This is a genomic window from Phaeobacter italicus (assembly GCF_019801785.1).
Lineage (GTDB): Bacteria > Pseudomonadota > Alphaproteobacteria > Rhodobacterales > Rhodobacteraceae > Phaeobacter > Phaeobacter italicus.
In genome coordinates this window covers 43,189-69,364 of record NZ_JAHVIJ010000011.1, presented here as the reverse complement: position 1 = coordinate 69,364, position 26,176 = coordinate 43,189, and the positions used below count along the sequence as shown (strand labels likewise).

The window sequence follows — 26,176 nt, the reverse complement described above, 5'->3', positions numbered from 1 at the left end:
TGGTTGTTGATGACCAGAACCACCCCCACGCCCAGCACGGCGATCTGCAGCCCCATGCGGGTGGCCTTGGCCAATGAGGTCATCAGCGCCACCCGGTCGGTGACCAGGGTGCCAAAGAGAATGGCGGTAAAGGCCCGCCCGCGCCAGCGTCCGATCTGGGCGTTGGTCTTGCCCATGGCATGGATGATCTCGGCATTGAGCATCATCTCCTCGACCGCGGCATTGGTTTCGCGCGCGGCCTCCTCGGCGGTTTCGCCGGGTTTGCGCGCCATCACCTCGCTCAGCACTCCAAGGGTCAGCAGCACCGCAAGCCCGGCCACGGCGACCAGGCCCAGAATGGGGCTGAAGACAAAGATCAACGCAATGAAAAGGATCGACCAGGGCGCATCCAGAAGGGCGATGAACACCGGGCTGGTGACAAAGCCGCGCAGATCCTGGATGTCGCGGATCGGTTCGGCGCTGCGCAGCGCGGCGGGCAGGGCGCCGCTGATCAGCGCCTGCAGGACCGCCGGGCTCAGCCGGGCTTCGAGCCGCGAGCCCAGTCGCGCCACCAGGCGCTGGCGAATGACATCAAAGAGAAAAAAGAACACCAGCGCGATCGCCGCGCCAGTGGTCAGGGCCAACAGTGTTGGCAGGCTGCCCGAGGCCATGACCCGGGCAAAAAGTTGCAACATGTACAGCGGCGCTGTCAGGACAAGCAGGTTAACAAAGATACTCGCTACAAAAATGGAGGTGATGACACCTCGTTGTCCGTCAAAGACCCGTTTCGTCTTCATTCCCGTGACCCCCCGGTTGCACGATGGTGAAGTTGATGAAGCTGGGAGACAGCGCCCTGGTCCAAGGTGGCAATCCTTGGCCGGGGACCAAATCGCTGTCCTGAACCAGGGCTAGACCCCCCCGGAAGCGGCCGCCTCCGGGGGGATCGTTCCTATGGCTCAGACAGTGTGACCCCAGATGTTGTCGAAGCTGTCGTCATAGCCGGTATCGCTTGCGACGACACGGATGGCTTCATAGCTGCCGGCATCGCCGGTGCTGACCGCGTTGATGCCCACGCCCCCGATCGGGATGGCGTCCTGGCCCAGCGAGGTGAAGCCGTTGACGTTGGTCAGCCCCTTGATGATGACCGTCGCGCCACCGATCTCGATGGTGGTGTCGGTGCCGTCATCGGTGACGTTGGCCTCTCCGTTCACAGCGCCAAAGGCCTGCTGTGCGGTGGTGCCAAGCCCGCCACCCACGTTGGTCACGCGGAAGGCCAGCACATCATGGTCCTGATCGATGTCGAAGTCCGTGATGCAGTCGGTGCCATCGGTGGAGCTAAAGGATGTACCATCCCACTCCAGATCGATGATGAAGACGTCCTTGCCGTCGCTGCCGGTCAGCTCGTCATCACCAGCGCCGCCTTTCAGGTAGTCATTGCCGCGACCGCCATCGAGCGTGTCGTTGCCTTCACCACCATCCAGGAAGTCATGGCCATTGCCGCCGTCCAGATCGTCATCGCCGACCTGGCCATAGAGGCAGTCATTGCCATTGTCGCCGTTCAGATCATCGCCGCCATTGCCGCCCAGCAGGACATCATCGCCCTCGCCGCCGTTCAGCTCGTCAGCCCGACGTCCACCATCCAGCAGGTCATCGCCGTCGTCACCATTCATGGTGTCTTCGCCGTTGTTGCCATACATCAGGTCGTTGTCATTGCCACCGTGCATCTCGTCATGGCCCTGACCACCATACATGGTGTCTTCACCGTCATCGCCATACAGCACGTCATGCTGGTCGTCGCCGTAGATCTCGTCATCGCCGGATCCACCTTTGACCGTGTCGTTGCCATCGTTGCCATGCAACAGGTCATCGCCGGCATTGCCATGGACGCAGTCATTGCCTTCATTGCCGTTCAGCGTGTCATCGCCAAGGCGACCATAAAGACGGTCCCGTCCAGTACCACCGTGACCTTCGTCATCGCCACGACCACCGATGATGACGTCATTGCCGCCCTCACCATACATGGTGTCATGACCCGAGCCCCCGCGGATGCGGTCATTGCCTTCTGGGCCACTGTCATAAGGTGTGTAGCAATCCGGGCAGTCAACGTCGCGCAAACCGTCGGTGCTGGCATGCAGGCCGTTGGATGGTTTTTCATCCTCGTCACAGCAATCCCAGTCGATCCGGTAGCCTTCGACGCGGCCATGGTCACCAAAGATCAGGTCGCCCTGGGCACCACCTTCGAGCACGTCGTTGTTGGAGCCACCGCGCATGGTGTCACGACCGGCATCACCGTTGACGTCATCACGGCCAGCGCCACCATCCATCAGGTCCCAACCGCGACCACCCTGCATCAGGTCGTCACCGTTTTCCCCAAACATGGTGTCATTGCCGCCCTGGCCGTCCATGGTGTCATGACCATCGCCGCCCAGCATGCAGTCGTTGCCGTCTTCATTGTCACCTTTGCCGGCAGGGCCGCTGTCGGCACCAAAGTCCAGATCATCGTTTTGTGACTGACGGTCGTCGCCGAACATTTCGTCGTTGCCGGAGCCGCCGATCACCAGGTCATCGCCCAGACCACCGGCCATGCGGTCATCACCGCCCTGACCATTCATCCGGTCGTTGCCGCCACGGCCATACATGGTGTCGTCGCCATCATAGATGGTTTCGCCGGACTGCCCCTGGTCACCCCACATGCAGTCGTCGCCGCCTTCGCCGTCCATGCAATCGTTGCCGAGATCACCATAAAGGTAATCGCCGTCATCACCGTTGCTTTCGTCGCCGTCGGCATCGTCACCAAAGATCTGGTCGTCGCCATTGCCACCAAAGACGCTGTCCTGGTCCTTGCCCCCCAGAAGGGTGTCATTGCCATTCTCGCCTTCGATGTAATCGCAGCCTTCTTCGCCGTCGATCCAGTCGTCGCCGTCATCGCCCTGATTGTCAGCGTCGCCGCCAAAGAGCGTATCATTGCCGGTACCACCGGTGATGGCGTCATCGCCGTCGCGGCCTTCGATATAGTCCTGGCCGGACTGGCCATTGAGCCGGTTGTTGCGCTCGTTGCCATAGACCGCGTCATCACCGCCACCCGCGTCGGCGTTGTCGCCGGCGTCGTGGTCGTTCAGATTGATCACATTGGCATCGCGACCGCCCCGCTCAACGGTGCCGTCGTTGTAGTTTTCCGAGCGCTTCTCATCGCTGAATTCGATTTCGCAATCCGGATTACAGACTTCCCAGCCTGAATTGTCGTCTGGCGTACCCATTATATTATCCTCCTAATGACTCTGCGGGGCCCCCCGGGCGCCCGATGGGCGCGCCCCTTTCTAGAAATCCGACCAGGGGAAGGTGTCTGATCCTGGCCGGTGAAACAGGCAGCAGCTGCCTTGGTGTCGATTGCAGCGCAGTTTGGTGGATCCCGATGCCCCCAAATGGGGACAAAATGCTGTGACGCTGCGGTTTTTGGACCCGCTTGTTTCAGATCCATAGACGGGCCCCTGTCTTGGACGGGCCACGCCTTGTTCAGTGACCCGGTTGATCGGGGGGCCAGGCTGGGATGGCCGGGACAATGGCCCCCCGGGGTGGACGGCTGTCAAGACAGGCCGTTCGCACGCGGGTGTTGGTATGATCGAGTCAAAACATCCATGTTAGACTCTGTTTTCATGCGTCACGGGGCAGGGCCCGTCAGGGCCCATGCGATGGATCTGTGTTAGGACCCTGTGCCCTGAAGGCTGGTCTGTATCTGCTGCAGGAGCGCGCTGGCGCTGCTGCGCAGTTCACCGTGGTAGAGCGCGCCAAGCGTGAGCCCGGCGCCCAGAAGAAGAGCGAGCGCCCCGGCCCGGCCGAGCCGGTCCCACCAGCTGCGCTGCGGGCGGGCGGTTTCGGCAATCACGCGGGCAAAACTGTCCCGCAGAACCGGCTCCATCTCGATGCGCAGCGCCCCTTCCATCCGGTTCACCGCGGCCTCCAGATCATCAATCCGCGCGCCCAGTGCCGCGCGGTCCTGGGCGGCCTTGCGATCCTGGGTTTCGCCCAGCCCCTCGTTGAGGGTGGTGAACATGGTCAGGATCCGCTTGTGCAGTTCGACCAGATCGGCGCGTTCGGCCAGGGGCCGGTCGCCACCATGCAGCAGCTGGTTGAGCAGGCGCAGATCTGCAGGGCCAAGACTGGGCTGGCTGGATGGCTCTGCAGGCTGGCTGGTGTGGGTCGCCTGATCCTCTGTCTCGCGTGTGGCACCCCCGTTGCGATCGCCGCGCGCGGCTGTTTCGGTGGTATCGACTGTTTCGGCTGGGCCAGTTGCGTCAGGGGTATCGTCGGAGGGGGCGGTCGTCATGATCTGCCCCTGGCTGCGCGTCTGCGCCCTGGTGCCTGGCTCTGTCTGCATGCCGGTATGGGCATAGGCGGCACTGGGCGGCACCGGTGCCGGCGGGCCCTGAAAACTGGTGTCATGGGTCACCTTGTTCATGATGCCCTCCCCAGCGACGCCTGCCAGGTCAGTCGCTGTGCCATTTCCGTGCGTCCGGTCACATCCAGTTTCGACAGAACCCGTTTGGCGTAGGTGTTGAAGGTCTGCTCCTTCAGCCCTGCGATATGGGCGGCTTCGCGGTTGGACAGGCCCAGCTGGATCAGGGCCGCCACGCGCGCCTCACAGGGAGAGAGCCCCATTTTCTGGGCCAGCATCTCGATGCGGGTGCGGTCGGGCTGGCGCGGCAGGATTGCCACCACCAGCGCCCGGCGGGTGTCTGCGCAGCGATAACAGCTGAGCGACAGTGGCAGGCGCATGTCAGAGGCGCTGTCATGCAGGAAGACGATCAGCTCCTGGCCGCCACCTGCCTGTCTGCCCCCGCTTTGTGCGCCCTGGGAAGTGGGGCTGGTGGCTGTGGGGCTGGCGTCGGTGACGCAGCTGTGCACCGCGGCATAAAAGGCGCGGGTTTCGCTGTCATCGGCGCAGCGCAGCGTGCCCCCGTTGCAGCGCAGCAAAGTGCCCGCGTCCAGCATGTCACGCCCGGCCGCATTGCTTTCCAGCAACTGGCCCTGTTCATCGAGCACCAGAACCGCGCTGTCGGATTTGGTGGAAATCGTCCAGAGCATCGCCTCGGAGATATCAGGGGCGGGTCCCGATCCTGTCTCTGGGCTGTCTGTGGCATCTGCGCCAGTGTTTGGGCCAGTGTTTTGGCCAGTGGTCTGGCCCATGTCCTGGGCGCTGCCACCAGTGGCATCGGATATGAACTGGGACCGGAGCCGGGCAGTGCCCCCCGCGCCATCCGGTTCCGATCCCAGCATCTCACGCAGGACATCCTGACGGGCGATCGGCCAGATCGCGGGCAGGATGTCGGCGCAATGGGCATCATGTTGGCTGCCTTGCAGATAAAGAGCGATGCGGTCCTTGCTGCCGTCCTCGAAGGTGCAGGCAAAGACCACCCAGCGTCCGGGGCGCGCGCCCGGCGCGGCCTCGCTTTTCTGGGTGTGCAGCATGTCATTGAGAAGATCACTCCAGGGCCCGGGATCGGGCAGCTGGACACAGCGGATCATCCTGCTGGCCTGCAAGAGCTGATCTCTGTGGTCCTGCGGGATCCGAGGGTGTCGGATCTGCACAGGCGCATTAGCGCCAAAGGTGGCCACCCACAGGGGCTGCGCCCCGTGGCAGTCGATTTCGGCGATGGCTGTTGTCGTTATGGATGAAACCTGTCTTTGAAAAGATCGCGCAAGCGCAACCTCGCCCGTGTCAATCACGGTGCCCCCGAATACATGCATATTGCCCCCCGGCATATTACGACGAATATGACCTCAGCCTATCATATCGCCGCCCACGTCAAATCGCGCAGAGGGGGTACGCCGCCGGTGGGAGCGCAGGGACAATATCGCACAGGTTGTGGGTCTCGCTACCACCAATGGGGCGCATTCCGGGGTGCTTTGGCCGGGGCCTGAGGGCGCGCCGCTCTCAAATTGCCCTGCAGTCTGCCGAGGACGGCCCCTGATTCGGTGTGATTCGCACCTTCTGTGGTGCAGATCTGCGCCGAATGCTGCCAACACCTTCTGGTTGCTTCGCTGGGATTTGGAGAGGTGCCTATATCTTGTGTTTACGGGATCGTGTGCCACAAGTGCGGCAAACGGTTATCGATAAATAATGTTTTTAATCAGTGACTTAATCCGTCTCCTTGAGAGCCCGGAAAATGCGGTCGGGCAGGGGGGATACGGCAAAAGGGGTAGATCGCCTGGCCAATTTCCCGGCCTGCGGCACAGGGCAAAGCAGAAGAAAACGACCTTAGAGAAGATTTGACGCGGCAAAAAATCAACCCAGGATTGCCGTGACCTCTCCAAAAGGCGTGAAAATTAACGAAAATCTACATCTGACGGAGAAGAGCCCAAGCGCCATATCCGTGGGTATTTCTGTTGATAAATCAGAAGGATATATGAAAAACAACATCTTATATGGTTGTATTCCTCCCTCTCTTTTCCCGATAGGAGGTATGTTTTTTCAACAAATTGAAGCGGATTCAGTGTAATTTGAACCTATCCGGAGGGTGGGGACCTGAAACAGATGGTTCATCCGGGTAACGGATCCGCCTGATGTGTTTTTCGCGGTGGATCTGAACCCAGGTGCTCAGGCAGCTGTTCAACCCGCAACACCCTGGGGTTGTTACTGTGAGCGTGCAGGGCAGAAGGCCAAACGGGTCAGAAAGATCCGGCAGGCCGGACCGCAAAAGGCGGTCACCTCGTGGGGCTTTGGGGGATGTGTTCTGTCCCTGCGCTGCGCGAGGCATCAAAAAAGACCTGTTTTTATGAGTGGGCGCAGGGTCTGTGACGGGGGTCGCAGCCATGAGCCCGGGCGCAGGGTGCAACGGGCCTGTTCAACCCCGAAGCAGCGCGCGCCATGTTGACCAGAACTGATTGTGTATGGATCAGAATTAAAGAGTGTGGGGGGTGACATGCCTGTTCATATCGTCGGCGAGAGCCGACTGTTGCGTGACATGTTTCTGGCCATTTGCCAGAGCAACAATTACCGGATCGGATCCTGCTGTGATGATCTTGCCGCCCTGTCGGGGCTGGGCGAGGAGGATCTCGTGCTGTTTTACAGCCACGAGATCGGCAGCGGGTTGGTGGAGCAGCTGCGCCGTTTCAAGGCGCAGAACATGGCGTCGCTGCTGATCCTGATCATGGGGCAGGATTGCCCGCTCAGCCTGCAGTCGGCGCTCAGCAGCTATGCCGAGGCGGTGATCCCGCAGCGCAAATCCGCAGATGCGCTGATTGCGGCGCTGCGGGTGGTGCAAAGCGGCTATCGCATCGTGCCATCGGATATTTCCGCAGCGCTTCATGCGGCCGAGGTGACCGCCGCATCCGAGGCGCAGACCGGTTCCGCAGGCCCGGAGGAGGGCAGCAGTCGGCCAGACAGTCGCACAGATAGTGGCCCGGTTGGTGGACCAGTTGGCGGACGGGGCCACAGTACTGGCCACGATGAGGCAGGCCCGGAGAGGACGCCAGACAGGACGTCAGACAGGACGTCAGACAGGGGCGATGCAGCCGCGCCCGAGGGTGGCGACCTCCTGACGCTGGAACGGCCCCGCCCGGCGGATCCGGTGGGGGCGCGGATTGCCGACTGGTCGCAGGGCTCGGTGCGCGAGGCGGCTTTGCGCGGGGCGTCGATCGGCGCTGCGGCACAGAGCCGGCGCCTGCGCGACCTGCCCGCTTCGGCCGCGGCGCATGGGCTCTCGGGGCGTGAATGGCTGATCCTGACCAAGCTGATCGACGGGGCCACCAACAAGTCCATCGCCAATGAGCTGGGCATCTGCGAGGCCACGGTCAAAGTGCACCTGCGCACCTGTTTCCGCAAAGTCGGTGCCAAAAACCGCACCCAGGCCGCCATCTGGGCGTCTGAACAAATCAGCGGCTAAGCGAGGGAGGGGCGGGACCCCCGCCTCTCTGTCACGCTGTCCTGTGGGGGCAGCATGTCCACTGTTCCATTTGTCAATATGAGTAACAGGAACCATCAAACATATCAAAAATTTGATATCATGAAGCGTAAGAAATATCAAAAAATTGATATCAGGCGATTTATGTGAAACCAGTTGGTCGCAACCCTTGTCATGGGGCACGGCGCTGTTGTGCTGCTTCGGCAAGGCCAGGTGCTGAACTGGCTGACATGTCCGATCACGTTCGCCAGCGGCATAGGTTGTTTTATATTCCTCTGCCTGATCTGCCTTTGGGCAGGGCGGGTCCAACATAAGGTGAGACATGAAGATCCTGTTCCACGCGCCGGCATTGTCGGCCCATCGCCCCGAGGCCGCCCTGCCACATCTTCTGGGGGTGCCACCGACGGTGACGGATCATCTGGCCGGGCTGAAACGGGCGCATAAACTGACGGGAAATCGGGGAAATATCATCCATGCCGAAGCCCCGGCCCGCAGCTTGCGCAAAAACCCCAACGGATCGGCAGTCGGTAACATCGTGCGCCTGCATAATGAGCTGGGAGATGGCTTTGGTGAAATCCTGGCGGCACATTTTGACATCATCGTCTTTTCACTGGCCAATTTCATTCGCCCGGGCTTGGATGGCAGCCGTCTGGCGAATACGCTGAAAGCGCTGGATGGGGCGGTGCCCTTCATCGTTCTTGGTGGCGGCATGCAGGGGCGCCATGCGATCGGAGATCTGAAACCTGGGACCCGTGATCTCCTGGCCATACTGAACGAGCGGGCAGGTCTGTTTGGTGTGCGGGGCAGCAAGACCGCAGCCTGGCTGGCGGAAAACGGGATGGAGAATACAACCATTCTGGGCTGTCCCAGTCTTTATGTTTATCCTCAGTCGATCCTGTCCATTGACGGCAGCGCGGCGCGCGCGCTGGGGGACAAGGCTGATGTGATGACCGCAGGCCACCTGAGCATCCACAAGGGAGCGATCGTGCCGCGGGGGCTGGGGTTGGCCAAGGCCTTTGCAGGCATTGAGGCCTCTTATGTGTTTCAGGATGAAATCTTTGATTATGACGAATTCATCGAAGATGCAGGCAGCTATAACGAAGGCAGCAATATCGCGCGTCCGGAGCGGTTGAACGCATGGCTGAGTGAGAAAACCGGCGAGACGATCAGCTTCTCTCGCTACTATTATTTCTCCGAGGCCGGAGCCTGGCGCCAGGCCAGCATGCTGCATGATGTCTATATCGGCGACCGTTTTCATGGTGGGGTTGCGGCTCTGCAGGCTGGTCAGCCGGCCATCTTCCTCAAGCACGACAACCGCGTCACAGAGCTGACGGCGCATTTTGATCTGCCTGCGCTCAGCACTCAGAAATTTGCTGAAAAAGGCCTGGCCGCAACCATGGAGGAGTATCTGTCTGCGGAGCGGCTGGACAAGATGAAGGCCACCTATCGCAAACGTCATGGGGAATATGTCGCGGCCCTGGCCGGGCAGGGTCTGAAGGTGGCGACACAGCTGCCTGAGTGAGCAGGATGAAGCTCATACTGCCCTGGTGCTCGCAGCTTGTGCTGCGGGCAACCGGTGCAGCATGAAGGCCTGTTTTTACATAACAAAGATTACCTGAGATTTCAGGCAGCATGCAACAAATCCCCCCCTACCGCCGCCTACCGGCGCGAAGGGGCTGGGCTGCTTTCATGAGAGGGTTGCGCGCCGGGGGGCGGCGCGCCATAGGATAGGCCTATGAAATTTCTTTTTGTGCATCAGAACATGCCCGGTCAGTACCGGGAAATGATCCAGTGGCTGGCCGATCAGCGCCTTCATGAGATTGTCTTTCTCACTCAGCGGCGCGATGTGCAGCTGCCGGGGGTGAAAACCGTCAGCTACAACAGCCACCACCAACCCGCCGCTGACGCCTATGGGCTGTCCAAGGATTGGGAAGCCGCGGCCGGCAATGGCATCGGCGCGGCTCTGGCGGCGCGGCAGCTGGAGCAGGAACAGGGCTTCAAACCCGACATCATCATCGGCCATGCCGGCTGGGGAGAGCTGACCTTTTTGAAAGAGGTCTGGGCGGATGTGCCGATCATCGGCTTTTTCGAGTATTTCTACCGCACCACTGGCGGGCTGGTGGGGTTTGATCCGGAAAACCCCGCCGGAGAGCATGCAGGTTTCTTTGCCCATGCCCGCAATGTGGTGCCCTATGCCAATCTCGATGTTGTGGATCTGGGGCACAGCCCGACGCTCTGGCAGCGCGACCGCTTCCCCAAGAGCTTTCACGACAAGATCTATGTCTGCCATGACGGCATCCGCACCGACCGGCTGCTGCCGGATCCCCAGGCCAGCATCGGCCTTGGCCGCCTGCCCCGCCCGCTGACCCGCGAGGATGAGGTGATCACCTATATCGCCCGCAACATGGAACGTGCGCGCGGCTTTCACATCATGATGCGGGCGCTGCCCAGGATCCTGTCGGAACGCCCCAATGCGCGTATCCTGATGATTGGCGGCAATGAGACCTCATATGGGCGCGAAAGCACCCATCCTGCTGGTCTGCGCGGCGAGATGGAAGAGGAGCTGGGCGACAGCGTCGACTGGAGCCGGGTGCATTTCCTTGGCCGCGTGCCTTATGAGGATCTCTGCACGATCATCCGCATCAGCCGCTGCCATATCTATCTGACCATGCCCTTTGTGCTGAGCTGGTCGCTGCTGGAATCCATGGCCATGCAGGCCACGGTGGTGGCGGCGGATGTGGCCCCGGTGCGCGAGGCGGTGACCCATAACGAGACCGGCATGCTGGTGGATTTCTTCGACCATGGCGCCTTGGCCGATCAGGTGGTGGATGTGCTGGCCAACCCGGGCGCCTATGCCCACCTCGGCCCCAATGCACGCGCCCATGTGGTGGAAACCTATGATTTCCTCACCCGCTGCATGCCCGAGCACGCCCGCCAGATCAACGCCCTCCTGCCTGCCAGCAAACAGCTGAAGATCTGATCTGTCTGCAGCTGTGTCAGTCGCCAGATTGAGATGGATCCGCCTGAGGGCGGATCTTCTCCAGCCGATCAGCGATCTGGTTTTCTGCAAGGGTGTCCTGCCCGTTCACGGTTGCGCCGAGCATGGCTGCGATGGCCAGAAACATGCGCAGGGCGTCGTCGTTGTAGTAATCACCCAAGCGCAGCGACTGGGGGGCATCGAGGGCTTTGTCCTTGGCTCCGGCAAGAGCATCAGCAAAGGGGGACCCTTCAAAGAAGGCGGCATCCATGGCGGCAGCGTCTTCGCGGTAGCTGTCCTGAATGCGTGCGGCCAGCGCTTTGTGCAGGCGGGGTTTTTCCAGATCGGCCTTGCGCGGCAACACGGCCAGGGCCTCTTGCAGAAGGCCTGCAATCCGATGACGCACATCGCGTGACGCGATCTTTTTGCCGCCAAGGCGTTTGATCTCGCGTTGCAGTTCTGACACCGCCAGCAGTTCGGCAACGGAGAGGGATTCATTGCGATGTGTGTCACCGTGAATCTCAAACTCCTCAGAGCCGCACATGAACCGGAAGAAATCATGCACCACATCACCGCGGAAAAGATGCTCGCGCACCATGGGGCGAATGTGGAATGCGGGGCCGAATTGTGCTTTCCAGGCGGTGAAACGCGGCGTGTAGAACAGCCGTTGCTTGTCAAGAATCTCCGTGTGCAGCTTGGCCATGCCGCCAAAGAACTCTCCCAGTTTGCGCCGCTCTGCAAAGCTGGAGACAATCCGGTCAGCATGTGGACGCAGATACGTCACATAGCGGATGCGTCCGCTGAAATCCGGGAAATACCTGTCCACTGCCGCCTGCATCTGAGCGGGATCCAGATGGTTCATGTTTTCCGCCGAGATCACCGCAATATCGGCGTCTGATGTCCGGATGGCTTGCGCATGGGTTTCCCAAATCTCCTTCTGGCGCGCAAACAGGCGGTTTTCCGGATAGAGGCTGCGGGGCAAGTCCATGTGGTTTTCGCGCGCAGTGAACAGGACACGCCGACCGGGGATGGAGAAATCCTGAGCCGCCAGGATGCGCTGGATCGAGGTGCTGCCTGTCTTGTAGTCGCCAAGATGGAAGATGATCTCTTTGGTCATGGGCAGCCTCATGCGGTGTCAGGTCTTTGACAAGGCTTCTAGCGAAGCCACCTGCAGGCGTCGAGCCTTGCCAGGAGCCAAGTCGGCGGATCTGCGCAAGACAGGCCCGCCCCTTTTGTTTGCCTGCCTCGGGGCGGATCTGTTAGCTTGGGGTGCGGTGGGCGCATGGGGGTGTGTCCGTGCCGTGGGTGCTGCCCGTCAGGTATGCGCCGTCATGGGGGTAAATCCGGAGACAGGTTTCAGGATCATGCTGAACCGCCATCCGGGGTGTGGGATCCTGTGCTTGATCCCTTGTGTGTTGTGATCTCCTGATGTCGCGGATCGGCCTGTCTCTGTCAGCTTTGCCCTTGTAGGGGCGGGGACTGCGGGGCTGTGGCGATCCTTGTGGATCCTGACTGTTTCAAGGCTGCATCCGGTTTTTGTTAAAGAGTATGGCGTGGGGGTGGCCCGGACCCGCAGCCAGTCAGGGGGCCTTATGACCGGTGATATTGAACCCGGAAAACCGCAGGCGTCGGTGCGCGACGGTGATCCTGCGCGCCGCAATCCACGCGACAGACACCTGGACGGATACGGCCCCGAACAGGGGGTGCCGGCCGCTGAAGGCCCGGTTTCGGCGCGCGCGCTGCATGGCGCGGCGCGGCAGCAGGCGCGGCTTCGTGCTGCTGGCCAGGAGGCGGGCGCTCAGGAGCAGGCCGAAGAGACCGTGCCGCCGGCTTTTGCCCTGACGCCGATGCAGCAGGGGCTGCTTTATGAAAGCGCAGCCATCGGCCGGCCTTGGGTCAATCTGGAACAGATCGTCGTGCATCTGGACGGCGAAGCCCCGGAACCGGAGGCGCTGTGCAGGGCCTGGCAGCAGGTTTGCGCAGACCACGCCATGCTGCGCAGCGCCATCCTGTGGCAGGGGCGGGACACGCCGGTGCAGCAGATCCACCCGGCTGGCGAGGCAGCCCGCATGATCCGGGTCGAGCCGCGCGACTGGCAGCATCTTGAGGCACAGGCGCAGCGCAGGGCATTGGCGCGTTTCCTGCGCGAAGACCGCAACCGTGGCGTGGCGCTGGAGACGCCGCTGTCCTGGCGGGTGGCGCTGATGCGGCTGGGGGGCAGTCGATCTGTCATGATCTGGACCATTCATCACGTGCTGGTGGATGGCCGCAGCATGTCGCTGGTGCTGGAGGATCTTTTTGCCCATCTGGAGGGGCGCGTTGCAGGGCAGGCTCTGGCGCGCCCGGATCACAGGCGGGACCACAGGCCAGACCACAGGCCAGACCACAAGCAGGGCCCCAAGGGGGGCCAGGGGAATGGATCCGCTCCGCAGGATGCGGGGTTTCATATCTTTGCCTCGGCGGTGGCACAGGCGGCGGCGCGCGAAGAGACCCGCGCGTTTTTCCGCACTCAACTGGCCGGGGTAGAGCAGCCCAACCGGATTGCGCCCCTGTCAGAGGGGTTTGCGGATCTGCAGACTGATCCCGGCGACATCCGCCCTGTCGGGCCCATTGCAAAAGGGCGCAAACGCCAGCTGCATCATCAGCTGAGCGCGCAGCTGCGCCGTGATCTGGTGGCGCGCGCGGCCCGGGCCGGGGCAACATTGGCCGATATGATCCACGTGGCCTGGGGGGTGCTGATCGCGCGCTGGAGCGGCCAGAGCCGGGCGGTGTTCGGGGTCACCAGATCCGGGCGTTATCTGGTGGCGGGATCGGCGCGTATGGTGGGATGTCTGATCAACACCCTGCCCCTGCATCTGCGCCTGTCCGATGGCATCGGGCTTGATGATCTGCTGGGGGCGGTGCGCCGCGATACCGTGGCGATGCGCCCCCATGAACAGGCCTCGCTTGCCGAGATGCGCCAGTGCTGTGATCTGCCTGCCGATATGGCGCTGTTTGACACGATGGTGATGTTTGAGCGCGACAGCCTTGGGGCGCGGATGCGGGGGCTGGGGGGCGCTTGGGCCACCCGGCGGGTGGAGCTGCATGAGGAAGGCGCCATGCCGCTGACGCTGGCGGTCTATGGCGATGCCTGCCCGCAGCTGGTGCTGGAATATGATCCCGAGGCGGTGCCAGAGGCCCAGGCTCAGCGGATGCTGGGCCATTTCTGCCATCTCTTGGATCAGCTGGCACAGGCTCCGGTGGGACTGGCGCTGTCTGATCTGGACATGCTGCCGGATGCGGAACGGATGTGCCTGCAGCGCTGGGGCAGGCCAGAGGGGGCGCGCAGGCTGGCGCGGGATCTCGCTGAGGGGCCTGTGTGCATGGCGCGCAGATTGGCGGCGCGGGCGGCTCTGCAACCAGAGGCCCCGGCAGTGGTCGGGGCATGGAACACCCCGCAGGAGGGCGCGGCTCTCAGCCATGGGCAGCTGCAGGCGCGCGCCAACCGGCTGGCGGTGCAGCTGCAGCTGCGCGGCGCAGGCCCCGGCGATATCATTGCGATCTGCCTGCCGCGCAGCGTGGATTTCGTGATTGCCATGCTGGCCGTTCTGAAAACCGGCGCCGCCTTTCTGCCGGTCGATCCCGACTACCCCCCTGCGGTGGTGGCCCATATGCTGCAGGACAGCCAGGCCCGTCTTGGGGTGGCAGCGGCGGGTGATCTGCCCATATCAGACTCTGATATGGGCGAATACGACCCTATTCTGCGCAATGTGACCTGGGTGTCGCCGCAGGGGGCCACCTTGAAAGGGGCCCATCAGACAGACAGTGGACCAGACAATCAGCCAGGTCGCCAGACGGGCAGGAACAGACAGGCCCCGGCCCCCGTGTTGCCGGATCCGGACCCGGCGCGGCTGGCCTATGTGATCTACACCTCCGGCTCTACCGGCAAACCCAAAGGGGTCAAAGTGCCGATGCGGGCACTGATGGCCCATGCGCTGGCCATCGCGGCAGAGTTCGACCTGAGCGATCAGGACCGGGTGCTGCAGTTTGCCAGCCTCTCCTTTGATGTTTCGATCGAAGAGATCCTGCCCAGCCTTCTGGCGGGGGCTTGCGTCATCTTGCGGGATGCAGACATGCTGGCGGCGCCGCTGCAGTTTCTGGAGCGGGTGGGCGCGCTGAAGATCAGCGTGCTGAACCTGCCCACCGCCTTTTGGCATATGCTGTGTGACAGCATGGCCGAAAGCGGCCACCGCCTGCCTGCCTCGGTGCGGCTGGTGATTGCGGGGGGCGAACAGGTCAATGCACAGACGCTGGCGCGCTGGCAGGCGATGGTGCCCGATGTGCGCTGGCTCAATGGGTATGGGCCGACCGAGACCACGATCACCTGCACGCTTTTTGATCCGGGTGGGCCGGTGGATGCGTTGCAGGACATCCCGATCGGCCGGCCTGTTGCCCATGCGCTGGCCTATGTGCTGGGACCGGATGGCAGCCTGGCGCCTGCCGGGGTGGCGGGAGATCTGTGGATCGGAGGGCTTGCGGTCAGTGATGGCTATATCGCGCGCCCCGAGACCACGGCCCGCAGTTTTCGCCCCGATCCTCGCGCCCCGGTGCCGCTGCTGACGGCAGGGGCGGGGCCGGCCCGGATCTATCGCACCGGGGATCGCGCCGCCTGGCGCGAGGATGGCACGCTGGCCTTTCTCGGGCGGCAGGACCGGCAGGTCAAACTGCGCGGCTTTCGCATCGATCTGCGCCATGTCGAACAGGTGCTGGAGCGCGCGCGCCCCGGCCTGCGGGCGCTGGCGGCGGTACGGGGGGCAGACGGGCCTGCGGCGCAGCTATGTTGCTGGGTGCAGGATCCCGCCTGGCAGGGGCCGCAGGTGACAGAGGCGGATCTGGCGCCGTTGCAGGCGGTGGTTCAGACAGAACTGCCCGCCCATATGCGCCCGGCGCTGGTCGGGGTTTTGCGCTTTGTGCGCACCGCAGGCGGCAAGATCGACACCGCCGCCCTGCCCGCCCCGCGCCCAGCCCGGCCCGGGCCGGTTGCATCCGGCGCGCCCGGTTCCGGTCTGGGGGCTGATCCGGCGGCACCGGCCTCTGCCCTGGCGCGGCGCATTGCCGATCTGATGGGCGATGTTCTGGACCAGCCCGACCTGGCCGTGGATGCGGGGTTTTACGATCAGGGGGGGCATTCGCTGTTGGCGATGCGGCTGATCGGGCGCATCGAGGCAGAGCTTGGCGCCCAGCTGAGCCCGGTGGCGCTGCATCAGGCGCCAAGCCCGCGCCTGCTGGCGGCGCTGCTGGAGGGCGAACATTCCGAGGCGCGGCGCAGGCGATCCCTGCAAGGTGGTTCCCATCCGGGGACAGGTCAGGGGTCGGATCAGGTTTCAGGCCAGGTTTCAAGCCTGGGCGCCACCCTGCCCCGCCATCTGGTGCCAATCCAGACCGGCGGCGATCTGCCGCCTTTGTTCGGGGTCCATGTTCTGGGCCGCAACGAGGAATTCTATCGCCCGCTGGCCGCAACCCTTGGCCCGCAGCAACCGGTCTATGGTCTGACCGTGGGGGTTCTGGACGCTGAAACCCCAACAGGCGTCAAGATCACCGCTGCGCGCTATTTCGATGAGATCCAGACCCATTATCCGCAAGGGGTCGTGCATCTGGCGGCGGTGTCTCTTGGGGCCTATTTTGCCTTTGAGCTGGCCTGCCGGCTGCAGGCGGCGGGGCGCAGCCTTGGCATGGTGGCGCTGTTTGACGCCGAAGGGCCGGGCGGGCGCTGCCGGGTGCAGGGGCTGGGGCGCATCCGCGCGCACCTGCGGCTGATGCAACGCATGGGGCTGGGCTATCTGGGGCATGTGGCGGGCAACCGTCTGCACGGGCTGCGTCGGCGGCTGATGCATCGCCATATCGCCCAGAACGGGGCCGAGGCGCGGCTGGCGGAAGGGCCTGACAGTGATCTGTCGATCGAGGCGCTGATTGCCGCCAACCAGCAGTCGGTGGCGCGTTATGACCCGGCGCCGCTGCCGGTGCCACTGACCATCTTTCGCGCAGGCGATGATCTTTTTGACAGCGCCGAGGGGCTGCGACAGGGGCTGGGCTGGGCGCCGGTTGCGGGGGCGGGGTTTGATCTCATTGATGTGCCGGGCACCCATCTGGGCATCCTGAGCCCCCCCAATGTCGAGATCCTTGGCCGCCATATGGCGCAGGTGCTGGCCCGTCACGACAGAACGGATGTCTGAAACGTCACCTTGGAGCGGGGCGCCGCGCAAACGTTTGTTTCGAAAACCGCCCGCGTGAGGGAACAAACACCCGTATTCGGGCGTCTTTCTGTTAGCCGGTTCCCTGACATGCGTCAGCCTGTGAACGGGCGGATTTTTTTGCAGCACGGGCCGGTGGCCGCCTTGGCCTTGCCCGGCTGCAGGATTAGGTCGGGGCAGAAAAGAAAAGGAATCTCTGACATGATGAAAACACTTGCCTGGGCCGCAGCCGCCGCTGCGAGCCTCACAGCCGCGTCGTCCGCATTTGCCTCTGACACTCTGCGTGTGGGCATGTCGGGCGGCTATTTTCCCTTTACCTTCGTGCGTCAGGACGTGCTGCAGGGTTTTGAAGTGGATGTGATGACTGCCGTGGCCGAAGAAACCGGCCTGGAGGTGGAATTTGTCACCATGTCCTTTTCCGGTCTGATCGGGGCGCTGGAATCGGATCGCATCGACACCATCGCCAACCAGATCACCATCACCCCGGAACGCAGCGCGAAATTCGCCTTTACCCAGCCCTATGTCATTGATGGCGCCCAGGTGGTGGTGAAACGGGGCAACGAGGCGGGCATTGCAGGCCCCGAAGATCTGACGGGCAAGACCGTGGCCGTGAACCTTGGGTCGAACTTTGAAGAGCTGCTGCGCAACCTGCCCAATGCCGATGAGATCGAGATCAAGACCTATGAGGCCAATATCGCCCAGGACACTGCTCTGGGTCGGGTCGATGCCTTTGTGATGGACCGGGTGTCTTCGGCCCAGCTGATCCAGGAAAGCCCGCTGCCGCTTGCCCTGGCAGGCGCGCCCTTCTCCGAGATCCGCAATGCGCTGCCGTTCCGTCAGGATGACGAAAGCCTGGCCCTGCGCGACCGGGTGGATGCGGCGCTGAGCACGCTGCGCGACAACGGCAAGCTGGCCGAGATCTCGCAGAAGTGGTTCGGCACCGACATCACGGCAACCGCTGCAAAGTGAGCCGGTGATGCAGGGTTTGGATCTCGCCTATATGCTGGGGCTGGTGCCTGTGCTGCTGAGCTATGTGCCGCTGACGCTGTTCATGGCGGTGGTGGCCATGGCGCTGGCCCTGGTGCTGGCGTCCTTTCTGGCGGTGGAGCGGGTGCTGCGCATTCCGGTTCTGGACCAGCTGGTGGTGCTGTTCATCAGCTTCTTTCGCGGCACGCCGCTGCTGGTGCAGCTGTTCCTGTTCTACTACGGGCTGCCGCAGGTTCTGTCGGTGCTGACCCAGATCGATGGGGTCAGTGCGGCGATCATGGGGCTGACCCTGCATTTCTCGGCCTATATGGCCGAGAGCATCCGCGCCGCCATCCTGGGTGTGGATCGCAGCCAATGGGAAGCGGCGCAGTCGATCGGCATGACCCGCGGCCAGATGATGCGCCGCATCGTGCTGCCGCAGGCGGCCCGGATCGCCGCGCCCACGCTGGTCAATTACTTCATCGACATGATCAAGGGCACCTCGCTGGCCTTTACGCTGGGGGTCACGGAAATGATGGGCGCCACCCAGAAAGAGGCGGCCGGCAGTTTCCTCTACTTTGAGGCCTTCCTGGTGGTGGCGGTGATCTACTGGATCCTGGTGGAGGCGCTGTCGCTGGTGCAGCGTCTGCTGGAGACACATCTGAACAAGGCCTATGCACGATGAGCGACGCACAAGCTGATACTGCCATTTCCATCTCCGGGCTGCGCAAGCAGTTTGGCGACAGCGTGGTGCTGGATGGCATCGACCTGACCATTCAGGCAGGAGAGCGCATTGTCATCATCGGCCCCTCGGGCACCGGCAAATCGACGCTGCTGCGCTGTCTGAATTTTCTTGATGCCCCGGATGCCGGTCTGATCCGCATCGGCGATCTGGCGGTGGATGCCGCCCGCGCCAGCAAGGCAGAGATCCTGGCCCTGCGCCGGCGCACCGCCTTTGTGTTTCAGAACTATGCGCTGTTTGCCAACAAGACGGCGGCGGAAAACATCATGGAGGCGCTGATCACCGTGCAGAAGCAGCCCCGCGAGGCCGCCCGCGCCCGCGCGCTGGAGATCCTGGCCGAGACCGGTCTGGCAGATAAGGCCGATGCCTATCCCGCCAGCCTGTCCGGCGGCCAGCAACAGCGTGTCGGTATTGGCCGGGCGATGGCGCTGGGGGCCGAGCTGATGCTCTTTGACGAGCCCACTTCGGCGCTGGATCCTGAATGGGTGGGCGAGGTGCTGGCACTGATGCGCAAGGTGGCCGAAGAGCGCCAGACCATGCTGATCGTCACCCATGAAATGCAGTTTGCCCGCGAAATTGCCGATCGGGTGGTGTTCATGGAAGGCGGGCGGATCGTGGAACAGGGCCCGCCTGCGCAGATCTTTGATGCGCCGCAGGATCCCCGCACCAAGGCCTTTCTGCGTCGGGTGGGCTAAAGGCGGCGGTTCAGAGCCAAGGTCTGGACCCCACCAGGCCAGACAGATCCGGACAGCTTACAAACAAAAAAGAGCGGGCCAATCCGGCCCGCTCTTTCTTTATTCATGTCGTCATGCCTGTCGCGCCTGAAAGGACGCGCAGCGCCCGATCAATCCAGAGATCAATCCGTGGGGGTGCTGGTGGTGGTGCCGTTTTCGTCGTCGTTGAGCACGACGCCCAGAACAACCGCACCAGCCAGGACGCCAGCTGCTGCGCCTGCGGTCAGGCCTGTGCCACCCAGAAGGGTCGGGGTCGCCTGCTGCTGAGCAGAAGCGGTGGTTGCGGCCATGGCGGCCAGCGCGAATGCGGCGAGATATGTTTTCATGATCCAAAACTCCTTTGGAGACCTGTTGAGCCAAGGGTAGGCGAGTTGCCCTGCTATTTCAACGCAGCTTTTAGCACCAGTTTCCCCCTGTTCGGTAAATTTTTTCCCGCGTTGCCGAGATATCGCGCATTTCCTGCCATCAGGGGGGATTTTTGCGCAGTTTGAGGCGGCTCAGCCGCCGGTTGTCAGCTGGCGGATGCGCAGATAGCCGACATTTGGCCCGGCCCACTGGCGCGATTGCCAGACCCGACCGCTGCGAGAATCAACCCAGTAGTCATTGATGATTGCCCCCTCGCGACCGGGGTCTGCGGGGCTGCAGTGTTCGCGGATGTGGCGGGTGGGATAGGTCAATTCGACAATGGTGACAGGTACAGCGCCCAGATCTTCGCGCTGGCACAGCATCGACAGCTGCCAGCTGCCATTGTCCAGCCCGCGGATGTGATAGCGGCGCGCGCCGCTGTGGCTCGGCCCTTTGGGGCCCTGCCCGTCCACCAGGGCAGAGCTGGACAGGATGTCATTGCCAAGACCCCGCGTGGCCACCAGCACACCATCGCGCAGGCTGAGGGTCACATTGTCTTCGGTGCGCCAGACCACAACGGTGCCAGGGCTGTCATCCAGGCGGGTGAACTGCTGTGAGAGATAGGCAAAGATGCCGCTGTCTTCGAGGGTGACCTCGATATAGGGGTCCTTGATGTCGTCCAGACCGGCGCGGGTCAGGGGCGGACGCTCGGGGGTATTGCGGCTGGCGCGGCGCTGCTGAACGTAATCGCTGACGGCGCGCCCGATCTCCAGATTGATCGGCTTGTCTTCGGGGCCTTTGGCGCAGGCCGCCAGAACCGTCATCACCGCTGCCGCCACCATGAGGGGGGCGCGGCGCAAACCAGAGCGCGCACCTGTGCCTGTGCCGGCCTCATGGCCTTTGCGTCTGCGTGCCATGCCCTTTGCCATGCCGCTTACCTGTGTCATTCCCAGATCCTCGCGCGCTGGCTGTTCAGACGGTTGCGGTGGCCTTCGCGCACCTGTTCATAAAGACGTCCGGGCACTTCGACCCGCTGTCCGCCATCGCGCTGGGTCGGGCGCACCACCGTGTTAAAGCGGTTGCGGCCAGGCTTGCCCAAGAGCCAGTCCAGCGGAATGCTGATGCGGAACCCCTTGTCAAAGGAGCCCTCGCCAAAATCCTCGGAGGATACATCGGTGAGGGTGAAGAACCCGCCAACCCGCCAGCCATTGGCAAATTCACGGTCCAGACTGAAGGTGGCGCCATAATCGCCGGCCAGATAGCGCCCGGCATCGATCTGGACGTGATAGCCATTATCAAGCTGGTAATAGGCCGAGGCATGGCCGGTGAATGTCTTGTAATCGCGGAATGAAAAACGCTGGTCGTAATCGCGCTGCACCACGTAGTTGGCCTCGATCCCCAGAGCGAGACGGCTGGAGACGGGCTTCCACAGCAGCTCTCCCGAGACGCCGCCAAACATGCTTTCAAACAGGCCCGCCGTGCTGCGGGCATAGAGATCCTGACCCATGCGCCACTGACGCGCCACATAGAGATTTTCCAGCGTGGTGCCGAATTGCGCATATTCGCGCTGATCGGTGCGCACCCGCGGCAGGACCGAATTGGAGGGGCGCCCGTCTGCGACATTGCCCCAGAAGCGCTGCCGGATGGCCCCGGCAATGCGCCAGCCGGGGGCCGGGGCATAGGAGGCCTTGAGATCCACACCGATATCCAGGCGGAAGGGCAGTGCCGGGTCAAAATAAGACGGCGCCGTATAGGGGCTGAAGGAGGTGGTGAAGGCGGGGTAGAGCTCTTCTGAGACCAGCGCGTCCTGCGCCAGGGCGGGGGCCTCCTGCACCGCCGTCACGGCCCAGAGCGCCTCGGTGGCGTCGGCGTCAAATTCCAGCGCCTCCAGATCCGAGCGGCGCAGCACCACCTGTGACAGCGCCAGACCACCGCGCATCGGCACGATCTTCAGCGTTTCCACCGAAGGCGGCAACAGGCGCGCCATGGCGCGCGCAGCGCGGCCCACCGCCTGGGTCTGGGAGCGGTAGCGGGTATTGCGATAGCGCAGCTCGGCACTGCTGCCCCCGGCAGGCAGGGTGATTGCCTCCAGAATGAGCCCCTCCTGTTTCAGCGCCTCGGCCAGCGCATCACGCAGGGTGGTTCTGGCTTTCCGGCTCTGGGCCCAGTCGCGGCTCCAGTGGCGCTCTTCGGTGGCCCAGGCACTGCGCGGCGCCACCGGAACGGGGGCAGGCACCGCCATGGGCTGTGGCGGATCCTTGGGGTTGAGCTGGATCTGCGCGGTGATGCCGAACTCGGATCCATAAAGATAATAGGCGCCCAGCCGGGTGCGCGGGCTCAGCCGGTATTCGGCCCCGAAATTGAAGGAGGACTTGCGCTCAAAGACATTGGGGGCGCCGGTTTCCAGCGCATAGGCATCCGAGGAATATTCCGCCTTGAACCCCCAGCGATCATTGGCCTGCCATTCGATCCCCGCAAATGGGGCGACATCGCCGCGAAACCACTGGTCATAGGACAGTTCACCGCCGGTATCGCCGGGCACAAAAGCCGGGCGATGGCCCGAAATGCTGCCGATGGACCCATGCGAGCCAAGCCGCCCCCAGCCCAGACCGGCGGTGACCTTCAGCTGACCGCCCTGGCCGCGCCCGCCAAGGGGCGGGGTGGCAAAGCGTTTGGTGGCCACGATGTATTCGCTGGCATAGATGCCGGTGCCTGCAAAATCCTGCAGCCCGATGGTGACCGCCGGGCGATAGCGTCCCTCGCGCCAGAGCCGGGCGCGCACATCAAAGCCGCGGTCATAATAGGTGTCAAACCCGGCGATCTGCGCGCCATTGGTCTTGATGCCATTGTAGCGGAAAGAGGCGCTGAGCCAGGGCGTGGCCTGAAAGGTCAGATTGTAGCGGCTCTGGCCACCAAACCAGGAATAGGTCGTGGCAAACTGCCCGTCGGGCAGCATTTCGGCGCTTGGCATGTCGATCAGACCGGGCGAGCCGTAGAAATTGAGGCTCGGGGCGGGCAGCGGTTTGAAGCGCGGGGCCTGCGGTTTGGGCGCCGTCAGCGCGGTCTGGCCCCCTGCCGGGGTGCTGGCCGGGCCGACCAGAAGGGCAGCCCCCAGAAGCACCGAACCCAGAGCAGAAGGGATCAGGCGAAAGGATCGGAATGTGATGTGCACGGAACTTGCCTGCCTGTCTTGCTGCCGGTCGCGCCGGGCGGTGTCTTTGGTGTGGTTAGATCATATCGGACCGGCGCGGATCAATGTTTTGCGCAGCCGCGCCCTGCTGCAGGCGCAGCGCTGTGGCCGCACTACACTATCTGGCGGCGCGCAGGCCGTCAGGAGCTGTGGCGCAGGGCATCGGGAATGCGGTAACCCTCGACCCAGCGCTCGATCAGATGGCGCGCGGCGCGCTCGTCACCTGCGGCCACCGCCTGGCGCAGCCCGCGGATCAGCGCCGCCACTTCGATTTCCGACAACACCGCTTCGCGGGCGCAGAAGATCTTTTGATGGCGGGTGGTGATCAGATCGGGGCTGAGGGTCAGCTCTTCTTCCATCTTCTCACCGGGTCTGAGACCGATGATGTCGATGGCGATATCGCCATCGGGGCAGGCTTCGTCGCGCACGGAATACCCGGCGCTTTCGATGACCTGACGGGCCAGCTGCAGGATCGAGACCGGCTCGCCCATATCCAGCACGAACACCTCTCCCCCCTGGGCCTCGGCGCCGGCCTGCAGCACCAGCTGCACCGCCTCGCGGATGGTCATGAAATAGCGTTTGACGCGCGGATCGGTGACGGTGACCGGCCCGCCCCGGCTGATCTGATCCTGAAACAGCGGCACCACCGAGCCCGAAGAGCCCAAGACATTGCCAAAGCGCACCATGGTAAAGATCGTGCCGGGATGGCGGGTGGCCAGATCCTGCACCACCAGTTCGGCCATACGCTTGGAGGCCCCCATCACATTGGTCGGGCGCACCGCCTTGTCCGAGGAAATCAGGATGAAGCGTTCCACCCCGCAGCGGGCGGCCGCGCGGGCCAATGTCTGCGTGCCAAAGACATTGTTGGCCAGACCCGGCAGCGGGTTGGCCTCTACCAGGGGCACATGTTTATACGCGGCGGCATGCAGCACCACCTGCACCCCGTGATGGGCCAGCACCATACGCACCTGGCGGGGGTCGGTGACGGATCCCAGGACCGGCACCAGTTCGATGTCGGTGCCTTCGACCTGCTGCACCAATTCCTGGTGGATGGTATAAAGCGCCAGCTCCGACAGCTCGTAAAGCACCAGCTTGCGCGGTCGGCAGGCCAGCACCTGACGGCAGAGTTCGGACCCGATGGAGCCCCCTGCCCCAGACACCAGAACCACCCGGTCCTGATAGGATCCGCTGGCCTCCTGCAGGGGCACATCGCGGGTGGCGCGGCCCAGGAAATTCTGCGGTGCCACCGGCGTCAGCTTGTCCACCAGCGCCTCTTCTCCGATCAGCTGGGCAAAGGAGGGCAGCGCCTGCACCTCCAGCTGCATGCGCTGCAGCCGCTGGATGATCTGGGCCTGTTTCGGCTGGCTTTGCGACGGCATCGCCAGCAGCACGCGGTTGATCTGGCGCGCCTCGGCAATTTCGGCGATGCGGGCGGGCGGGAACACCGGCAGCCCCACCAGCGTCACCCCCTGCAGCGACGTGTTGTCATCCACAAAGGCGACCGGATCGATGCCGTCATGGGCCTTGAGCGCCTGGGCCAGCTGCGCGCCAGTGGTGCCCGCGCCATAGATCAGCACCCGGCAGCGAGGCTGGGCGCGGCGGTAGATCGCCACCACCACCTGATAAAGCACCGCCCGCGCGGCCAGAAGGCACAGGAAATAGGTGGTGGCAAACACCACATGGGTTCCGGGCGGCAGATCGGGGCCAAACAGCAGGGTCAGCACGGCCGTGGCCACGGCGGTCAGGCAGGCCAGCAGCGCGGTCAGGCCAACCGCGTGGCGTTCATAGGCATTGAGCTGCACCTTCGGCAGCCCCAGCCACAGCGCCACACCCGCCGCCACCGCCAGCACATAAGGCAGCACCGGCAGCATCGCGACCAGCGTGACCAGCGCCGAGCCGGGCAGCGGCTGCACCAGAAGCGTGAACAACAGCGCCAGCGGAATGAGCCCGAGGTCGATGGTCAGGAAAATATAGGATTTCTGTTTGCGTGACAGCGCGCTGATCAGATTGAACATCCCTGGCCGTCCTGTCCCCTGTCCTGGCCCCGCGTGCATCTTGGCTGTGGCGCTCCGGATGGAGGCGCGGATGCGGTGGCCTGTGATGACGCGTCCCGACGTCACCGAAAAGTTCCAATTTCAAATCCCAGACAGTCTGGCCACATGCCGACAATACGACATGCTTTGCCATCCGGTGCACACACACCGATCCAGACGCTCTGCCTGGGATCTGTCTGTTTTGCTGTACCCGGTCCCCCTGGGATCACGTAGCTGTCATCTTAACCGCAATCGCGCATCAATACAAAACCGCAGGTGGCAGAAAAGCGCCGTTTGGCCGGGATTTATGTGCATTTGCGGGGCCGCAGGCCAGGTTTTGTGCAAATCTTCTGCATCTTCCCCGCCCGGACGGGAGCGGGCACAGGCCGGACGCAGCTTTTACGGGAATCATGGTTAAGCCCGTCTCGCAACATCCCGCAGGGCAGACCGCCCTGCCGCCCCTGTTCTCAGCCGCGGCGAAACAGGTTGCCGATGGTCTGAAACACCAGATCGAAATCATAGCACATGCTCTGATTGCGCTGATAGATCAGGTCCAGCCGCGCCTTCATCGGCACGCAGAGGCGGGAATAAACCGCATCGGTTTCCTGCGCGCTTTCGCACCGCGCCAGCAAGGCGGCTTCGTGGCGGTGATAGGTGATCGAGGCCAGACCGGTCACGCCGGGGCGCGATTTCAGCACCTGCGCGTAGATCTCCGGATGGGCGTCGACATATTGGCGCAGGGGCGGGCGCGGCCCCACAAAGGAGAGATCGCCCTTGAGAATGTTCCACAGCTGGGGGAACTCATCCAGCCGCTTGGAGCGCAGCCAGGCGCCGGTGCGGGTGATGCGGGCCGATTTGTCGCCGCCAGAAACCCCGGTGTCGCTGTCCACCACCGTCATGGTGCGCAGCTTCCACAGGGCAAAGGGTTCATCGACGCCTTTCATCCGCTCGGCCACGTAAAACAGCGGCCGGCCCTCCTTCAGCAGGAGCCAGATCATCAGCAGCAGCAGGACAGGCCCCAGCACCACCACCAGGAGGCTGGCAAAAAAGAGATCGAACAGACGTTTGCGCCAGGTCAT

Annotated in this window: 17 protein-coding genes; 7 read left to right on the top strand and 10 right to left on the bottom strand. The window is 63.2% G+C overall.

From position 1 onward, the window contains the following. From KUV39_RS18520 to KUV39_RS18505, 4 genes are all read right to left on the bottom strand, one after another. Positions 1 to 776: ABC transporter transmembrane domain-containing protein (locus tag KUV39_RS18520; RefSeq protein WP_244998465.1), on the bottom strand; the 776-nt coding region annotated here is incomplete at its 3' end. Positions 777 to 935: 159 nt separating this feature from the next. Then, positions 936 to 3,236, bottom strand: coding sequence for a calcium-binding protein (locus tag KUV39_RS18515; RefSeq protein ID WP_222460623.1), 2,301 nt, complete (start codon positions 3,234 to 3,236; stop codon positions 936 to 938). 443 nt (positions 3,237 to 3,679) lie between these two features. Beyond that, a complete protein-coding gene (locus tag KUV39_RS18510) occupies positions 3,680 to 4,435 on the bottom strand; it encodes a hypothetical protein (RefSeq protein WP_222460622.1) in 756 nt (251 codons plus the stop codon). Beyond that, a complete protein-coding gene (locus tag KUV39_RS18505; protein WP_244998464.1) occupies positions 4,432 to 5,502 on the bottom strand; it encodes a helix-turn-helix transcriptional regulator in 1,071 nt (356 codons plus the stop codon). Before KUV39_RS18505 ends, KUV39_RS18510 begins: the two co-directional genes overlap by 4 nt. A gap of 1,397 nt (positions 5,503 to 6,899) precedes the next feature. On the opposite strand from KUV39_RS18505, the gene KUV39_RS18715 reads away from it, so the two are divergent. The 3 genes from KUV39_RS18715 (at position 6,900) to KUV39_RS18485 (ending at position 10,860) form a co-directional block, all read left to right on the top strand. Further along, on the top strand, positions 6,900 to 7,862 hold the full coding sequence (locus KUV39_RS18715) for a response regulator transcription factor (protein WP_244998463.1): 963 nt from the start codon (positions 6,900 to 6,902) through the stop codon (positions 7,860 to 7,862). A gap of 340 nt (positions 7,863 to 8,202) precedes the next feature. Next, positions 8,203 to 9,402: a polysaccharide pyruvyl transferase family protein gene (locus KUV39_RS18490; RefSeq protein WP_222460621.1), complete on the top strand. Its 1,200-nt coding sequence runs from the start codon at positions 8,203 to 8,205 to the stop codon at positions 9,400 to 9,402. Positions 9,403 to 9,615: 213 nt separating this feature from the next. After that, the gene (locus tag KUV39_RS18485; protein ID WP_222460620.1) at positions 9,616 to 10,860 is read left to right on the top strand and encodes a glycosyltransferase family 4 protein; all 1,245 of its coding nucleotides are present in this window, start codon (positions 9,616 to 9,618) and stop codon (positions 10,858 to 10,860) included. A 16-nt stretch (positions 10,861 to 10,876) separates the two neighbouring features. On the opposite strand, the gene KUV39_RS18480 is transcribed toward KUV39_RS18485, so the two are convergent. After that, the gene (locus tag KUV39_RS18480) at positions 10,877 to 11,974 is read right to left on the bottom strand and encodes a hypothetical protein (protein WP_222460619.1); all 1,098 of its coding nucleotides are present in this window, start codon (positions 11,972 to 11,974) and stop codon (positions 10,877 to 10,879) included. 475 nt (positions 11,975 to 12,449) lie between these two features. Here KUV39_RS18480 and KUV39_RS18475 point away from each other — a divergent pair, with 475 nt between their 5' ends. The 4 genes from KUV39_RS18475 to KUV39_RS18460 all read left to right on the top strand — a co-directional run bounded on the left by KUV39_RS18475 (position 12,450) and on the right by KUV39_RS18460 (position 19,490). Then, a complete protein-coding gene (locus KUV39_RS18475; protein ID WP_222460618.1) occupies positions 12,450 to 17,069 on the top strand; it encodes a non-ribosomal peptide synthetase in 4,620 nt (1,539 codons plus the stop codon). Between the two features lie 219 nt (positions 17,070 to 17,288). Further along, on the top strand, positions 17,289 to 18,056 hold the full coding sequence (locus tag KUV39_RS18470) for an amino acid ABC transporter substrate-binding protein (protein ID WP_222460617.1): 768 nt from the start codon (positions 17,289 to 17,291) through the stop codon (positions 18,054 to 18,056). Positions 18,057 to 18,063: 7 nt separating this feature from the next. Next, the gene (locus tag KUV39_RS18465) at positions 18,064 to 18,738 is read left to right on the top strand and encodes an amino acid ABC transporter permease (protein WP_222460616.1); all 675 of its coding nucleotides are present in this window, start codon (positions 18,064 to 18,066) and stop codon (positions 18,736 to 18,738) included. Continuing rightward, entirely contained in the window at positions 18,735 to 19,490 is a 756-nt protein-coding gene (locus KUV39_RS18460; RefSeq protein ID WP_222460615.1) for an amino acid ABC transporter ATP-binding protein, read from the top strand. The genes KUV39_RS18465 and KUV39_RS18460 overlap by 4 nt, the downstream gene beginning before the upstream one ends. A 161-nt stretch (positions 19,491 to 19,651) precedes the next feature. On the opposite strand, the gene KUV39_RS18455 is transcribed toward KUV39_RS18460, so the two are convergent. From KUV39_RS18455 to KUV39_RS18435, 5 genes are all read right to left on the bottom strand, one after another. Continuing rightward, the gene (locus KUV39_RS18455) at positions 19,652 to 19,855 is read right to left on the bottom strand and encodes a hypothetical protein (RefSeq protein WP_222460614.1); all 204 of its coding nucleotides are present in this window, start codon (positions 19,853 to 19,855) and stop codon (positions 19,652 to 19,654) included. 171 nt (positions 19,856 to 20,026) lie between these two features. Continuing rightward, positions 20,027 to 20,821, bottom strand: a complete 795-nt coding sequence (locus tag KUV39_RS18450) for a YjbF family lipoprotein (RefSeq protein WP_244998462.1) — start codon at positions 20,819 to 20,821, stop codon at positions 20,027 to 20,029. Next, positions 20,818 to 22,995 carry a YjbH domain-containing protein gene (locus KUV39_RS18445; RefSeq protein WP_419555551.1) on the bottom strand — a complete coding sequence of 726 codons (2,178 nt, stop codon included), beginning with the start codon at positions 22,993 to 22,995 and terminating at the stop codon, positions 20,818 to 20,820. Before KUV39_RS18445 ends, KUV39_RS18450 begins: the two co-directional genes overlap by 4 nt. Positions 22,996 to 23,204: 209 nt before the next feature. After that, on the bottom strand, positions 23,205 to 25,079 hold the full coding sequence (locus tag KUV39_RS18440; RefSeq protein WP_222460613.1) for a polysaccharide biosynthesis protein: 1,875 nt from the start codon (positions 25,077 to 25,079) through the stop codon (positions 23,205 to 23,207). 485 nt (positions 25,080 to 25,564) lie between these two features. Beyond that, complete coding sequence (locus KUV39_RS18435) at positions 25,565 to 26,176, bottom strand: sugar transferase (protein ID WP_222460612.1); 612 nt, start codon at positions 26,174 to 26,176, stop codon at positions 25,565 to 25,567.

Excerpts from the sequence above, each read along its gene's own strand:
- KUV39_RS18515 (WP_222460623.1), bottom strand. The coding sequence starts at position 3,236 with ATGGGTACGCCAGACGACAATTCAGGCTGGGAAGTCTGTAATCCGGAT.
- KUV39_RS18510 (WP_222460622.1), bottom strand. The coding sequence starts at position 4,435 with ATGAACAAGGTGACCCATGACACCAGTTTTCAGGGCCCGCCGGCACCG.
- KUV39_RS18505 (WP_244998464.1), bottom strand. The coding sequence starts at position 5,502 with ATGATCCGCTGTGTCCAGCTGCCCGATCCCGGGCCCTGGAGTGATCTT.
- KUV39_RS18715 (WP_244998463.1), top strand. The coding sequence starts at position 6,900 with ATGCCTGTTCATATCGTCGGCGAGAGCCGACTGTTGCGTGACATGTTT.
- KUV39_RS18490 (WP_222460621.1), top strand. The coding sequence starts at position 8,203 with ATGAAGATCCTGTTCCACGCGCCGGCATTGTCGGCCCATCGCCCCGAG.
- KUV39_RS18485 (WP_222460620.1), top strand. The coding sequence starts at position 9,616 with ATGAAATTTCTTTTTGTGCATCAGAACATGCCCGGTCAGTACCGGGAA.
- KUV39_RS18480 (WP_222460619.1), bottom strand. The coding sequence starts at position 11,974 with ATGACCAAAGAGATCATCTTCCATCTTGGCGACTACAAGACAGGCAGC.
- KUV39_RS18475 (WP_222460618.1), top strand. The coding sequence starts at position 12,450 with ATGACCGGTGATATTGAACCCGGAAAACCGCAGGCGTCGGTGCGCGAC.
- KUV39_RS18470 (WP_222460617.1), top strand. The coding sequence starts at position 17,289 with ATGATGAAAACACTTGCCTGGGCCGCAGCCGCCGCTGCGAGCCTCACA.
- KUV39_RS18465 (WP_222460616.1), top strand. The coding sequence starts at position 18,064 with ATGCAGGGTTTGGATCTCGCCTATATGCTGGGGCTGGTGCCTGTGCTG.
- KUV39_RS18460 (WP_222460615.1), top strand. The coding sequence starts at position 18,735 with ATGAGCGACGCACAAGCTGATACTGCCATTTCCATCTCCGGGCTGCGC.
- KUV39_RS18455 (WP_222460614.1), bottom strand. The coding sequence starts at position 19,855 with ATGAAAACATATCTCGCCGCATTCGCGCTGGCCGCCATGGCCGCAACC.
- KUV39_RS18450 (WP_244998462.1), bottom strand. The coding sequence starts at position 20,821 with ATGACACAGGTAAGCGGCATGGCAAAGGGCATGGCACGCAGACGCAAA.
- KUV39_RS18440 (WP_222460613.1), bottom strand. The coding sequence starts at position 25,079 with ATGTTCAATCTGATCAGCGCGCTGTCACGCAAACAGAAATCCTATATT.
- KUV39_RS18435 (WP_222460612.1), bottom strand. The coding sequence starts at position 26,176 with ATGACCTGGCGCAAACGTCTGTTCGATCTCTTTTTTGCCAGCCTCCTG.